This window comes from Blautia faecis, from assembly GCF_027662325.1.
Classification (GTDB): Bacteria; Bacillota; Clostridia; order Lachnospirales; family Lachnospiraceae; genus Blautia_A; species Blautia_A faecis.
Map to the genome: position 1 here is coordinate 78613 of NZ_JAQDKY010000007.1, position 13940 is coordinate 92552.

Consider the following 13940-nt stretch of genomic DNA (forward strand, 5'->3'; position numbering starts at 1 on the left):
CGTCCCGGCTTACTGAAATTAGTTATTATTTTTTCAGCGGGATGCTCCCAGGTGATACCACAAAATACCTTCTGCCGCCTCTCACCAGTCTGCGGCTCTCTGTGTTCCGGTTATCTTTTGTAATTTGTCCTGTTCAATGCATTTCTCTTTATCTAACTAAAGTTTTACTACTTTTTTTAGAAAATTGCAATACATTTTTTGTATATATTATACGATTTTGTCAATCTGTTTTTGTGCATTTTCACCGACCGGTATCAGTATCTTCAGATCAAACCAATTCTCCTTTGTGTCAATGGAAACAGCGCCATCATATTTATTTACCGTATAGCGAATGCTTTTCAGTCCATAACCGTGGAATTCTTTGTCCCGCTTCGTTGTGATAAACGCTCCGCCCTGGTATTTCAGTTCGGTATCATAATAATTTTCAAACCGGAGAAGCAGAAAGTTTTTCTGTTTTGAAACACTGACGTGTATCAGCCTTTTTTCTTTATCCGGAATCTTCAATTCGCATTCAATGGCATTATCCAGTGCATTTCCAAAAATACTGCAGATATCCATAACGTCCATAAAATCCAGCAAGGCTCCATCTGCAACGCAGGTAAAGGTTATGTTATTCTTTGCGCAATAAAGACTCTTGGTAGTCAGCACAGTATCCAGCACTTTATTTCCTGTTTTGTTCTGACTTTCATATTTCTTTATATCTGCTTCCATTTTATCCAGAAATTCTTCTCGTTTTCCAGGATCAGCTTCACTTCTTAACACAGCAATCTGATGCTTCAGATCATGATACTTATAATTGATCAGCTCAATGCTTTCTTTTGACTGCTTGTATTGCGCATACTGATTCTGAAGCACATTCTGTACCGCCTCCAGTTCTTTTCTCACCCGAAGCTCACAGCACTGTATCAAATGTGCATATAGAATTGCAATTCCTGCAACATCTACTATAGTACGGATATTCCCTATTTCAAAAGAATATCTGCCTGTAAATGGCGTGTTCACATTCACATAACTCATATTGCTGACAGCAAATACGGCAATACTGATCAGGAGTCCGGAAAAATATTCCCTTCTGGTGATTTCCATCTGTCCATCCTTTGGCATATGAATATGAAGAATTTTGTACAATATCACTGCAATCACACCATAGATCAGAAGAATTGCCATTCCCTGCTGCCACCAGGACATCCATGCTTCTTTCCCTGTATAACACAGGATCTGCCACCCGGCAGAAGCCATAAATTCAGCTGCTACAAAAGCAATCATTCCAAAATATGCCGCATCAGTCAGCCTTATCTCACAGCAGCAAAAAACAAAAGCAACCATCAGAAAAACCGCAAATATCATACAGGGGATCCAGAAAATCAATCTTACCCCACCGGTGGAAATCAGAAATACGCTCTGTATTCCAAATGCACCTGCCACAAGACAGCCTGTTACAGCCGGTGAAAATCTTTTTTTGAAAGGCAAAATAAAAATCAGACAAGCCATCCACTCTGCAAGTGCCGTATAAAGTCTTGGAATATCGGGCAGATAATATTCTGTCATTTTATCACCTCTCCCCAATATCTGGTCAGGGCTTCCATGAATACCTTTCTTCGTGCACGGCTCAATGTCAGATTTTCTCCCTTCACCAAAGCACATCCATCCTGGATCCGTTCCACATGCTGGAGGTTGATCAGATATCCCTTATTTCCACGGCAGAAATTCATCTCCGCAAGCTTTTCCTCCATCTCCTTCATTTTCCCTGTTGTTTCATAGTTTCCCAGTATGGTATGGAGTATCAGAGTATGTCCCTGACTTTCAATATAATAAATATTTGCAACATTAATCCTGACCATGCCGCCTTTCATATTCACCATGATGATCTTCGTTTCCCGCTTTTTCATCCGGCTGATGGCACGGTTAAGCCGCTGGGAAAATGCGAAATAGGACACCGGCTTCAGTACATAATCCAGCGCATCCACTGCATATCCTCTGATCGCATATTGTGCCATATTGGTAATGAAAATGATCACAACCTCTGTGTCAATTTTGCGGATTTCTTCAGCTGCAGACATTCCGTCCATGAATTTCATTTCCACATCCATCAGAATAATATCGTACTGGGATTTATATTTATTTACAATCTGATCGCCGTCTGAATAGACTGTAATGTCAAACATCTCTTTGTTCTCTTCTTCATATTGATGCAGAAACTGCTGAAGCTGCTTTGCATACATTTCTTCGTCTTCCACAATTGCAATGCTGATCATGCCAGTCCTCCTTTTTTCCTGTTATTACGCCTCCTTTCATAATAAATAATTTTTCCTCACTCTGCAAGACAAAAATCGCATAAAAAAATCCCCCTTTTTTGCTCTGGAAATTTTACAGATTCCTCGCTCTGCTTATTCCAGATTTAAAAGGGGGACTTATGTCTCCAGATTACTGTTTAATTATTCGTTTACAGCCTGTTTTTTCTTTTTTCTCCAGCGTACAATTACAATTGTATCAACTACAATAAGAACAACTGCAAGAATCACGTCAATCATTACAAACAGTTTTGTCATATTGGTCATTCCGGTTGCCGGATTTCCATCTGCATAATATCCGCTGTTTGCTACTGTATAAAGGATATTTTTGCAAGCCTGACGCATTGCAAGAACTGCTGTTGCGCTCTCGTCTGTCAGTTTGTTGGACTCTGCACTGTTAAATCCAAGCATCAGATCATTTCCGTTTCTGATACAATGATCGGTGATCATGTAACCATAGGAACCGTCATAATCGGTTTCTACCATTCCAACAAATCCCCATTCTCCACGGAGCACGTTGTTCAAAAGCTCGTTGTTTGCACAGCTTGGTACTGTACCGATCCAGTTGAAGGAGGACATAACTGCCATTGCTTTTCCTTCAAAGCCCTTTGTTGCAAGCTCGAATGCTTTCAGATATCCTTCACGGATTGTCTGCTCGGAAGCAAATGTGAGAAGGAAAGAGCATCTGTTTGTTTCCTGATCATTTAATGCAAAATGCTTCATGTATGGATAAACACCCTTGGTGGCTGCTCCATTCATTTCATTTGCTGCCATGTATCCGGACAACAGACTGTCTTCTGAATAATATTCGAAGTTACGTCCTGCAAATGCTGTACGGTGGATGTTCATAGCCGGGCCGTACCATCCGTAGTTATCAGCATCTACATATTCCTGTCCCATAGAAACGCCGATTTCATTTGCAAGTTCTTTGTTCCAGGTCTGAGCCATAAGAACTTCAGATGGATAAGCAGTTCCATATGCCTTTGTGATGAAGTTGTTTAATCCGGCAGGTCCGTCACAGTCAGATGTGGCAATTTTACCTACTGATTTGATTTCTGCGGTCTGCCATCCACCAACATTGATCAGAGTAGCCATATCTTCGAAGCTGAGCTGGTCTAACAGCTTATCCCAGTCTGCATCGTCATAATCTTTTCCGGTAAGGTCAGCAAGCTGAAGTCCGTTGTCTGCTCCCATTGCCGGCATTTCATCAGAATCATTGTTATATTTGGTTCCATCGTAAATGCCAAATACATTCTCTTCTACGGCTGCCCTTGTCTCGTCGCTCATTACATAAGCATCCTCTTCCGGCACACCGCATGCTTTGTCATAATTTGCAAAACCGTCCTCACGGGAAAGCTGCTCAAAGTCGCCTCTCGCATAATCCTCAAACTGGTTTGTTGCAACAGTTTTGTCGGAAGAACGACCATCTTTGCTGTAATCAATATCTTCATCAACGGTGAACTTCTCTTCACTAAGAACTGTATGAGAGTCTGAACGAAGAGAAATTGTGTATTCGCCAGCCTCTAAGATATAACCGCCTCCGGAGATCTTAATACCTTCAGAATCATAGGAAGCCATATCTTCTTTGTTGATGGTAAAGGATTTTGTCTGGGATTCTCCTGGCTCAATAGAATCTGTTTTCTCGAAAGCGATCAAGTTTGCTGCTGCTTTCTCGATTCCACCGTTTGTGTAAGGTGCTGTGTAATAAATTTCCACAACATCTTTTCCAGCAACAGAGCCTGTGTTCTCTACCGTTACATCAAAGGTGACGGTATCTCCGTTATCCTTGAAATTCTCAATCTGTTTGTCAAAGGTTGTGTAGCTGAGTCCATATCCAAATGGATACTGTACCATATCCTCATACTTGATAAGACCCTCTTCAGCTGCTGTTTCATAGAATTTATATCCTACATAGATTCCCTCTGCATAGTTTACAAATCCCATGCTTCCTTCGTAAGCCGGATCATTTGCTGCGATCTGCTCTTTCAGATCTTCTACGTTTGTATAAGCATTCAGGCCCATATTATTGTAGTATGGAGTCTCTGTCAGATCCTTTACAAAGGTATCTACTGTTTTTCCAGATGGGTTTACAGAACCATTGATGATCTCGCCCAGTGCTTCGAAGCCAGTTGCACCTGCTCCAGGAGCAAAGATAACCGCACCGATCTGCTCATATTTGTCTACCCAGTCCAGTTCCATTGCATTATTTGCGTTTACAACTACAATAACATTGTCAAACTGGGAGCATACTGTATCCAGCATATCTTCCTCTGTATTGGAAAGCTCAAGATAGCTTTCTCCCTCGTCGAAGTCATCATAGTCTCCATTGTTTGTGTAACTTCCTTTTACATATCCGTAATTGTCTGGGGAAACAGATACTTCTTCTGCTTTCTTTGCATAGCTTCCATCAATTACAGATTTCATGTCGGTTGGAAGGTCTGCACCCTCTCCGCCGGAACGTCCAATTACAACTACAGCTGTGTCAGAATACTCTTTTGCTTCGTCCATCAGGCTGTCTGTGTAATACTCCTTAGTCGGCTCAGGCAGTGTCCAGTCCTGCTGCGCCATGGCAATTGTAGGACGGTCAGCTCTGTAGTCAGTATACATCTTGGTAAGAGACTCGTTTGTCTCATATCCGGCATCCTTTAAGGACTGCAGGATACCGATTGCTGTGGAGGAATCAGAAGATCCTGATCCTGTTCCGCCAAACAGCGGGTTTGTAGAATCCCAGCCGAATACATTCAGTTTCTTTGTATCTGAGGAAAGAGGTAAGATACCATCGTTTTTCAGTAACACCATTCCTTCTTCAGCAACCTTCTGAATGGTTGCACGGCTCTGGTCTGTAGTCTCTTGTGCAAGTACTACTTTCTTTGCGTTTAAAACACTTGATACGTTGTTGTACATCGGTCCGTAGCAGATTACATTTACAAGCACTGCAACAATTGCAATAAATGCAATGGCAGCCTGCCAGCGGATCACATGACGGAATCCCTTTTGGGCTTTATGAGCCACAACCATTACTACGATCATCACAACAAGTAAAGCAAGGATTGCGATAACATAGCCGATCAGCTTCTCAATATAGGATGTAAGGTCAGCCTGACTTACACCGAGACTGCTGAAAACCGGGCTCAGTAAGTTTACTAAAAATCCTGTCATAATCATTTCCTCCCTTTGTTATTTTCAGGAGTATTCTATCAGATTTCAGCAGATTCTGTTGTATTTTACATAAACGGTTCTTTTTTTACATAAACGGTTCTTTTTTTTACATAAACGGTAGTTTTTATGGCATTCGTTTTATTAATCCATTCGGAAACACTTGGTGTAAAAGTCAATAATCCGACCTGCTTTTTAAAATGTTCAGATTGGGACACTTTAAATTGCTACATCTTGTACATTAATTATCCTATTCTGGCAGGCTACTTTCCAAACAGAGCCGTCCCCACCCGATTAAGTCATTTGGCAACTTTTCCGATCCTTGCAAGGCTTTTGCACCACGACGGAGATAGGCTTTTAGTTTTTCGCCATAGAGGTAGGGATCTTTTCGGCGGGTGATTCCCCATTCCATAAGGAGGGCGGCTGCACCGGTAACGAAAGGCGTGGAAAAGGAAGTGCCAGTGAAGGATGCATAGCCTCCACCAGAGCGGGGAGCATAGATATCAACACCGGGAGCGACAAGGTCGGGTTTTGGATAGGGGAGGGCACGACAGCCGCGGCCAGAGAAATCAGCATAGGTATTTTGACGGGCGTCGTAGGCGCCGACGCTGATCACGCGTCTGGCAGTGGCAGGGATTGTGAGGGTTCCCTGAGGACGTGGAAGATAGAAGGCTGTGCCTGGGTTTAGCGTTTTGCCACCTGGAAGCCACAGGAAATATTCCCCGTTTTTTATATTTCTTGCTGCTAAGATTATTTTCCACACACCGCTGTCTACATAGGGTCTTTTCCTATCCCGCGCCAGAAAATCCACATAAATCTCCTGCGTCACATGATATGGTGCCGGTTTTCCATAATAAATCAGAAGTTCCGTATTTCCCGCCTGCCAACGCTGGGCGCCCAGTGTTTCAAAAAGGGGGCCAACACGCTCCCCGGCTGGATTTTCCAGATAGATTTCCATCTCATCTTCGTAATTTTTCCAAAGCTGCACATTTAAGGTAGGCTCAAAGGCACCAACCCCAAGTTCAATTTCCTGGATTTCACCTGGCGAAAGCTTTCCTCCGGTATGCAGAGCATCATTTCCATTGTTGCCCATTCCTACACAGATCACATTTTTCCCCATGCCGGACACATTGTCCAGGTAAGTTTCCAGCAGAGAATCGCCTCTGTGTGAGCCATAATTATTTCCAAAGCTTAAATTGATCGCAATTGATCTTCCAAGCCGTATGGCCTGCCGAACCAGATAATCCACGCCTTGCATCAGCTCTGTAGTTCTTGGAAAAGAATCCTGTCTTGGAATTCCCATTTTTACAACCAGAAGGTCACTTTCATATGCCACACCCCGGTTCACTGCCCCACGGGAAAAATCGCTGCCAGCTGCCACTCCAAGCACAGCGGTTCCATGACCGCTTACATCTTCAGACGGAACAAGGCGCCGCCCCTCCTGCACAGAGAGGGACAACGCCTCATTGATTTCCTCATTGGTATATTCAGTTCCTGTTGCATAGCCCTCCGGGGGATTACCGGGAATGCTCTGATCCCACAAACGCAGAATCCTGGACTTTCCATCTGCTGTAAGAAATGCAGGATGCCTGTAATCCACCCCGGAATCCACAATTCCGATCAACACGCCGCGCCCTGTCAGCTGCAGATTCCCCGGTTCATCGCGCTGTACCTGGGTAATACAGCTTGCCTCTTTTGAAAAAAGATCTTCAAAATACAGACGGGTGGGCTTTTCTATAAATTCTATCTGGGGACGTCGGGAATATTCTTCCAGCATACTTTCAGGAAGCGTCACAATGGCATACCCGCCAAGGAGAGGAACCACGGAAATTCCGGATCCACCAAGCAACGCCTCAACAGAATCACCCATTTCACTATACTTCACAATAATTTCCCACTTTCGTGTCTGCTTCTCATACCCCACATTCAGATTTCGGGATTTCTCTCTTTCCTCTTCTGTGGCATCCAGCGCAAGGTTCAAAAGATTATCCAGCTTCTGATCTGGCATATTTCCTCCATTTTGCAGCATATGCATACTCAGAATATACTTATCTTTAATTTACGCCAACCCGTTTTAAATAATACCTCAGCCTTCCTATTATATTTCAGAGCGTGTTTGAAAATCATTTCCACCATCTGTACTCCCTGCTTTATGGAATTTTTTTGCAGAAAGCCTTTTTCAAACACGTTCTAAACCCTCTGTAGATTTTCAAATACCAGTTATTTTTCCTCTACTTTCACCTTTTTCAGCAGAAAAATCATCACCAGCAGCACCACTGGGAAAATCAGTCCTACGCCCATACCCACGCGGATATTATCTCCTGCATTCTGTGTGACACGGCCCACGATTCCAGGGCCTATGCTGCCTCCAAGGTCTCCTGCCATGGCAAGAAGGGCAAACATGGCGGTTCCGCCGGCTGGAAATTTCTTAGAGGAAATACTGATGGTACCAGGCCACATGATTCCAACGGAAAATCCACAGACAATACAGCCGATCAGTCCTGCTGCCGGATTGGAGGACAGAGATGCAAGAAGATAGCAGAATACGCATAAAATTCCGGAGCCTGCCATAAATTTCATCAAGTCCATTTTATCTCCGTATTTTCCAAAGATCATACGGCTGATTCCCATCGTAATGGCAAACATGCAGGGACCGGCCAGGTCTCCGATGGTCTTTGACAGTCCAAGTGCCGCCTCTGCATAGGCAGATGCCCACTGGGACATGGACAGCTCTGATGCCCCTGAACACACCATCAGACACACGGCAATCCAGAACACAGGCTTACGAAACAGTTCCCTGATTTTCATACCTTCCCCTTCATCCACCAGATGTTCGATGGGACAGGTGGCAAAGTTGTAAACATTAACGGCCGGAACGATTGCCCACAAAACTGCCAGCCACTTCCAGCTGTCCATTCCAAAAACTGCGAAAAACAGGGTGGAAACTGCAATGGTTCCCACAGAGCCCCAGCAGTAGAAGGAATGAAGAAGACTCATGGTCGCTTCTTTATTTTTGAAAGGACATGCTTCCATAATAGGACTGCACAGCACTTCAATCAGTCCGCTTCCAACAGCATAAACAATAACACTGATGATAATTCCCATAAAAGGATCTGGCAAAAGCTCCGGAAGAAATGCCAGCCCCACCAGTCCTAAAGCGGAACTGATCTCAGAGGTTACAATGCACACGCGATATCCGATTTTGTCCACAAATCGGGCACAAAACAAGTCAACCAGCAGCTGGGTAAAGAAAAAGCAGGTGGAGATCAGTGCAATATTTCCAAGGGAAATATGATAATCTGTGTGAAATTTCAGAAACAGCAAAGGTGCAAAATTTGCTGCTATAGCCTGGGTGATAAAGCCCATATAACAGGCTCGTTTGGTTTTCTGGTAATTTGGCATGATTGGTTCTCCTTTTTTTCTTCTTTAAAGAAGATTTTTGTCTTATTGGATTATATTATATTTAAATGTGTTTTTCATTGGATTATTTCTGATTTTTATTGTATAATATCGTAAAAACATTAATTTTCTATTTTTTCGGGGCACTTCCCAGAGCGGTTCGAAAAAGGTTTTCTGCAAAATATACCGCAAAGTGGGACGAGCAGATTGCGGGAATGATTTTCAAACAGGCTCCAGGTCTCGATTTGAGGATAAACAAGATATGAAAGAAACCAACGTATATACCAAAATTATTACCGACGAAAATTTAATGGAGACCATTCCCCATGGAAGCCAGGACTATCCCTTTCGCTACTATTATGAGCATTTAGCCCAATTTGATTTTAACTGCATAGACTGGCACTGGCATACGGAGCTGGAATTTGTGTATATTCAATCCGGAACCGTAACTGCATGGATTGGGGAAAAACAGCTGGAGCTGCCAGCTGACAGCGGCATTTTTATTAATTCCAAATTACTTCACCGTTTTTCCTCTCCTGTGGATGCTGTCATCCCAAACTTTCTCTGCATGCCCTCTTTCCTTGCAGCTACAGACAGCTATATCTACCAGAACTATGTAAAGCCTATCGTTACATCGAATATTCCTTTTTGGATTTTTTGCAGAGAGATTTCCTGGCAGGCCAGAGTTCTCGATCTTATGAAGCAGATTTTTTCTGCGCAGACTTCCGGTTCTTCCTGCCATCTTCTGACCTCTGCCCTTATGCAGCAGCTCTGGCTGGAAATATACGAACATACAGACCTTTCCACTTCACCGGAAATCACTGGACAGTTCTCTGTAAACCGCGCAAGGCTCCAGCTGATGATGCAGTTTATTCACGAAAATTACAGAAAAAATCTTTCCTTGGATGAGATTGCTGCACAGTCTATGATCAGCAAAAGCTCTGCCTTAAACCTTTTTCGGCGCTATCTTTACATCACGCCGGTCAATTATCTCATAAACTATCGGCTGAAACAGGCTGCCCTTCTGCTCTCCCATACAGAGAAAAAAGTCAGCACCATTTCAGCCGAAACCGGTTTTCACAATGTAGATTATTTTTGCAGAACTTTCAAAAAGCACTACCAGGTGACACCTGGGGAATATCGGAAAGAAAAGTGGGATAAATAGCTGTTATTTGTTATTTTTACATTTCGCATTCAGTGCATTCACAACAGCGTCATAAAGCGGTTTCGCCTGCGGTGCAGCCCCAAGCAGCTCTGCCACTTCATAAACACCATATGCGGTTGCATACAAGCGGACTTTCTTTACCTTTTTATCAAGTACAAATGTCTTTCCAAATACCGGGAACGTGTGATCAAGGTAACAGAATCCTTATTCTCCCAGAGACACAGTCTGGCTCATGAGTGGTCACCTCCATCTGGTAATTTATTTAAACTCAGTTTAGCATGTTGCCATATGTAAAACAAGTTAGATCGTCACATAAAGATAATTGAACACCAGCTTTCTCTGATACTCATAATACTTCGCCTTTTTCTTGATCATTTCCATTACAGCACGGTCAACCTCGTCACCGCGAAGGTCGAAGGGATTGTAGGAATTGACATTATCCCGGATCCGCAGGATGCATTCACCGTTGTTGTCCATTACTTTTACGGATACATAATATTTCTTATCTGTTTCGCCGATACCAAATTTCATAATATTCAGAAGCAGCTCCTCCACGATCAGATGGATAAAGAAGGACTGTTTAAAATCAAGTTCCCATTCATCGCACAACCCTTCCAGATTCTGGGACATTTTTTCCATACTGCCTTCCTCGATGGGATAATATTCCTCAAAAACCCGGTTGGTAAAACTGTATTTTTCTTTTATGTAATCTTTTATTTTTCCAAATATCTGTATTGCAAAAACCAGCAGCAGGCAAACTCCCTCACTTATTACATACACAAGCGCAAGCCCTACGATTCCCTTTTTATCGATCAGAAAAAATCCAGCCGCCAGCATGAGAACAAAGTTGCGTAAAACAGATAACCCGGAAGCATATCTTGTCTTTCCTATTGTTTGCCAGAAGGACGTGGTTACCACATTCACTCCTGCCAGAGCCACGCTTAATGCATAAATACGAAATGCAGTCGCTGCTGTTTCCAGTGCCGGACCATCATTCAGACCGAAGAATATCAGTATATTTTTTGCCCCGGCTGCAAAAAACAATGCCATAATCATTCCTGCTGCTGCAACAATCCGCAGTCCATCGTGATACACCGCCAGCATTCCTTTCCAGTCCTTCTCTCCGCCTAAAATGGAGATAACCGTAGAAGCAGCAGCTCCGGCACCGTCAAACATAGCCCCCGGAATGGTACTCATGGTATAAATAACACCAAATACAGCCACAGAAAAAGTGCCATTTTCTGAGTTTCCCTTTAACAGCATAGTATTAAACACCAGCATAACCACCGCCTGAAAAATAAATGCAGAGCCTACGCCAAATCCATTTTCCACATATTCTTTGATCTCATTTCCTGTAGGAATGTGAAAATGAAAGCTTAAAAGCGCCTGCTTGTTCCAAAAATGAGTAAGCAGAATCAGAGTTCCTACTGTTTCCGCAATACATAAAGACGCCGAAGCCCCAACAAGTCCCCAGTTCAGCACTTTCATAAACAGCAGATCCAGGCTTAAATTGGTAACAATAACGCCAGCGGAAGAAATGGCAGCCAGCTTTGGTGCTCCGTCTGTACGCACTGCTATGGAAAGAATATTATACACTACATAAATCGGGGCAAAAGCAAATACCACAGTCAGATACTGCAGTGCCTGTGGCAAAAGCTCCGGTGTGGCACCAAGCAGACTGCATAATGCGCTGCGAAATACGAGCGATGCTGCTGCAAAAAGCACACCTGTTATCAGTCCTGCACTTAATACGGAGCCGAAAACCCGATTTGCACCTTTCAGATCTGCTTCACCAAGTTTTTTCCCAATTAAGACGCCTGCACCGCCGCCTAAGGTGATTCCCATAAGTAGATAAAGCAGAAATACCGGTGTTGCAATGTTCGCCACAGCCAGGCCGGTACTGCCTATAAAATTTCCTACCAGAGTAGCATCCACAAGGGTGGATACGGTAACCCCAAGAGAAGAACATACTCCCCAGAATAAAAAGGTTCTGTATGCACTTTTTGCATAGTTTGTTTCCATATAATTTTCCTCCTGCCCATCACTTCCCAATAATAAAATTATATCGTTCATTTCTGTTTAAAACAATACTATTTTTATATGAAAGTCAGCTGTTCCGCGCCTATGGCACTCCCACAGCTGCCGACCGCATTCGTAATCCGGGCTATCGCCCTACTTACTCATACGGTCTAGCCCGTCCGATACCCAAGAATTCGCTGATGCAAGCATGGCTCATTCTTGGTTGCCGTCCAGGACTTTCATAGCAAGTAAAAAAACGAGCCATCCTCCACAAACGCAGATTCCTGCATTCATGGTTCGGACGGCCCGTGTAATTTTACCGAATAAAGTAAGTCCCCTGCTGGGGTTGCGAATATCCGCTTGACTTTTTAGATTTCAGCTAATTTCAGCAGATCCGGAATCTTGGACTCCCAGCCAAGTGCCATGATATGAACACCCTGGCAGTATGGCTTGCACTCTTTGATAATACGTGCAGCGATCTCAACACCGGTAATTCCAGCTTTTGTCTTTTCTTTGTCAGCCTTCAGTTCCTCAATCATCTCATCCGGAACATGAATGCCGGCAACATTGTTATTCATGAATTTCGCCATTCCAGCGGACTTCGGAATAATAATTCCAACCTGTACAGGTTTTCCGAACTGTTTTGCTTTTTCCATAAATTTGATAAATTTCTCCGGCTCAAATACAGCCTGTGTCTGGAAATAATCAGCACCAGCAGCAACCTTTCTCTCCATCTTTGCAAGCTGTGCATCGACAGAATCACTGCATGGAGAAACAACAGCACCCTTGGAGAATTTCGGAGGCTCTCCAACAAGCTGGTTTCCACCAAGATCTACGCCAGACTCCAGAAGCTTCACTGTGTGAAGAAGAGATACGGAATCAAGGTCGAATACCGGTTTTGCCTGAGGATGATCGCCCATTTTAGTATGATCACCGGTAAGACAGAGAATATTGTCAATACCAAACATAGCTGCGCTGAGAAGGTCAGACTCCAGAGCGATACGGTTTCTGTCACGGCATGCAAGCTGGAAGATCGGATTCATGCCTGCATCTTTGAGAACCTTACACATTGCAAGAGATCCAAGACGCATAACAGAAGACTGGTTATCTGTTACGTTAACTGCATGAACACCTGTAAGGTATGTTTTGGCTTCTTCTACCAGCTCATCTACATGGATTCCTTTCGGCGGTCCTACTTCTGCTGAAACTGCAAATTCACCACGATCGAATAATTCTTTCATTTTCATATTATATTTGCTCCAATCATTAAAAATTTAGGATTAACCTTTTATTTCACTTCATCATCTGTAGCAAAATTGTGGATCTGTGTCGGGCATTTCAGCACATCAAGGCGTCCAATCTCTTTCAGGCGTCTGTAAATACGCTCCCATCCACACTCCATTTCGCTGTCCACTTCGCATTTTCCATTCTTGGAACCGCCGCACTGACCATTCACAAGGCTCTTGGAACATGCTGTGATCGGGCAGATTCCACCTGTCAGATTCAGATAACACTCACCGCACTGATCGCATTTATATTCTAATGGTGTCACTCCCTGGAAACCAGGTACCGGATATGTATCACAGGCAGCACAGACCATCTTATCTTCCAGATATTCAGAAATTGTCTGCACGCCAACACCACAGGAAAATACAAGAACCAGATCTGCTTCCTGAATTTTGCTCATATGTTTCTGAATACGCAGCTCCATGTTCTCCGGATTACAAATATAATCAGTAGTCATAATTCCTGTCACATTTCCTTCAGCGGAAAGCTCCTTCTGAAGTTCAACAGCTTCTTTTTCCGGAAAATGAACCTCTTTACATCCATGACAGTTAATAATGAAAACTTTTTTTCCGGCTGTCAGTGATGTGATTGCTTCTTTTGCTTTTAACTGGGTAATCAACATA

Annotated in this window: 11 protein-coding genes and 1 other annotated feature (1 of these 12 running past the window's edge); of the genes, 2 read left to right on the top strand and 9 right to left on the bottom strand. The window is 43.4% G+C overall.

Annotated elements, in window-relative coordinates; all coding sequences use genetic code 11:
* Positions 1 to 146 (bottom strand) — a binding site (T-box leader); it reaches 108 nt to the left of the window's first position.
* 61 nt (positions 147 to 207) lie between these two features.
* The 5 genes from PGQ38_RS05515 to PGQ38_RS05535 all read right to left on the bottom strand — a co-directional run bounded on the left by PGQ38_RS05515 (position 208) and on the right by PGQ38_RS05535 (position 8849).
* Complete coding sequence (locus PGQ38_RS05515; protein ID WP_270430990.1) at positions 208 to 1548, bottom strand: ATP-binding protein; 1341 nt, start codon at positions 1546 to 1548, stop codon at positions 208 to 210.
* The gene (locus PGQ38_RS05520) at positions 1545 to 2255 is read right to left on the bottom strand and encodes a LytR/AlgR family response regulator transcription factor (RefSeq protein ID WP_148461047.1); all 711 of its coding nucleotides are present in this window, start codon (positions 2253 to 2255) and stop codon (positions 1545 to 1547) included. Before PGQ38_RS05520 ends, PGQ38_RS05515 begins: the two co-directional genes overlap by 4 nt.
* A gap of 180 nt (positions 2256 to 2435) precedes the next feature.
* Complete coding sequence (locus tag PGQ38_RS05525) at positions 2436 to 5450, bottom strand: glycoside hydrolase family 3 C-terminal domain-containing protein (RefSeq protein ID WP_270430992.1); 3015 nt, start codon at positions 5448 to 5450, stop codon at positions 2436 to 2438.
* A 247-nt stretch (positions 5451 to 5697) separates the two neighbouring features.
* Complete coding sequence (locus tag PGQ38_RS05530) at positions 5698 to 7455, bottom strand: S8 family peptidase (RefSeq protein WP_270430994.1); 1758 nt, start codon at positions 7453 to 7455, stop codon at positions 5698 to 5700.
* A gap of 212 nt (positions 7456 to 7667) precedes the next feature.
* Entirely contained in the window at positions 7668 to 8849 is a 1182-nt protein-coding gene (locus PGQ38_RS05535) for an MFS transporter (RefSeq protein ID WP_118580427.1), read from the bottom strand.
* Positions 8850 to 8947: 98 nt separating this feature from the next.
* Between PGQ38_RS05535 and PGQ38_RS20460 the strand changes: the two genes are divergently transcribed.
* Both PGQ38_RS20460 and PGQ38_RS05540 read left to right on the top strand, forming a co-directional pair.
* Positions 8948 to 9112: a DUF6783 domain-containing protein gene (locus tag PGQ38_RS20460; protein ID WP_368072602.1), complete on the top strand. Its 165-nt coding sequence runs from the start codon at positions 8948 to 8950 to the stop codon at positions 9110 to 9112.
* Complete coding sequence (locus tag PGQ38_RS05540) at positions 9109 to 10011, top strand: AraC family transcriptional regulator (RefSeq protein WP_270430995.1); 903 nt, start codon at positions 9109 to 9111, stop codon at positions 10009 to 10011. Before PGQ38_RS20460 ends, PGQ38_RS05540 begins: the two co-directional genes overlap by 4 nt.
* Positions 10012 to 10014: 3 nt before the next feature.
* Here the strand turns inward: PGQ38_RS05540 and PGQ38_RS05545 are convergent, their stop codons facing one another.
* From PGQ38_RS05545 to PGQ38_RS05560, 4 genes are all read right to left on the bottom strand, one after another.
* Positions 10015 to 10137 carry a hypothetical protein gene (locus PGQ38_RS05545; RefSeq protein ID WP_270430996.1) on the bottom strand — a complete coding sequence of 41 codons (123 nt, stop codon included), beginning with the start codon at positions 10135 to 10137 and terminating at the stop codon, positions 10015 to 10017.
* Between the two features lie 174 nt (positions 10138 to 10311).
* Positions 10312 to 12033, bottom strand: coding sequence for an MATE family efflux transporter (locus PGQ38_RS05550; protein ID WP_173735261.1), 1722 nt, complete (start codon positions 12031 to 12033; stop codon positions 10312 to 10314).
* A 365-nt stretch (positions 12034 to 12398) separates the two neighbouring features.
* On the bottom strand, positions 12399 to 13277 hold the full coding sequence (locus PGQ38_RS05555; RefSeq protein WP_118071790.1) for a methylenetetrahydrofolate reductase: 879 nt from the start codon (positions 13275 to 13277) through the stop codon (positions 12399 to 12401).
* 41 nt (positions 13278 to 13318) lie between these two features.
* On the bottom strand, positions 13319 to 13939 hold the full coding sequence (locus tag PGQ38_RS05560) for a methylenetetrahydrofolate reductase C-terminal domain-containing protein (protein ID WP_173716540.1): 621 nt from the start codon (positions 13937 to 13939) through the stop codon (positions 13319 to 13321).
* Position 13940: the final 1 nt, after the last annotated feature.

What these genes read in the sequence shown, in the direction of transcription:
- PGQ38_RS05535 (WP_118580427.1), bottom strand. Translation starts at nt 8,849, where the DNA reads ATGCCAAATTACCAGAAAACCAAACGAGCCTGTTATATGGGCTTTATC.
- PGQ38_RS05515 (WP_270430990.1), bottom strand. Translation starts at nt 1,548, where the DNA reads ATGACAGAATATTATCTGCCCGATATTCCAAGACTTTATACGGCACTT.
- PGQ38_RS05525 (WP_270430992.1), bottom strand. Translation starts at nt 5,450, where the DNA reads ATGACAGGATTTTTAGTAAACTTACTGAGCCCGGTTTTCAGCAGTCTC.
- PGQ38_RS05560 (WP_173716540.1), bottom strand. Translation starts at nt 13,939, where the DNA reads ATGTTGATTACCCAGTTAAAAGCAAAAGAAGCAATCACATCACTGACA.
- PGQ38_RS05530 (WP_270430994.1), bottom strand. Translation starts at nt 7,455, where the DNA reads ATGCCAGATCAGAAGCTGGATAATCTTTTGAACCTTGCGCTGGATGCC.
- PGQ38_RS05555 (WP_118071790.1), bottom strand. Translation starts at nt 13,277, where the DNA reads ATGAAAATGAAAGAATTATTCGATCGTGGTGAATTTGCAGTTTCAGCA.
- PGQ38_RS05540 (WP_270430995.1), top strand. Translation starts at nt 9,109, where the DNA reads ATGAAAGAAACCAACGTATATACCAAAATTATTACCGACGAAAATTTA.
- PGQ38_RS05550 (WP_173735261.1), bottom strand. Translation starts at nt 12,033, where the DNA reads ATGGAAACAAACTATGCAAAAAGTGCATACAGAACCTTTTTATTCTGG.
- PGQ38_RS05520 (WP_148461047.1), bottom strand. Translation starts at nt 2,255, where the DNA reads ATGATCAGCATTGCAATTGTGGAAGACGAAGAAATGTATGCAAAGCAG.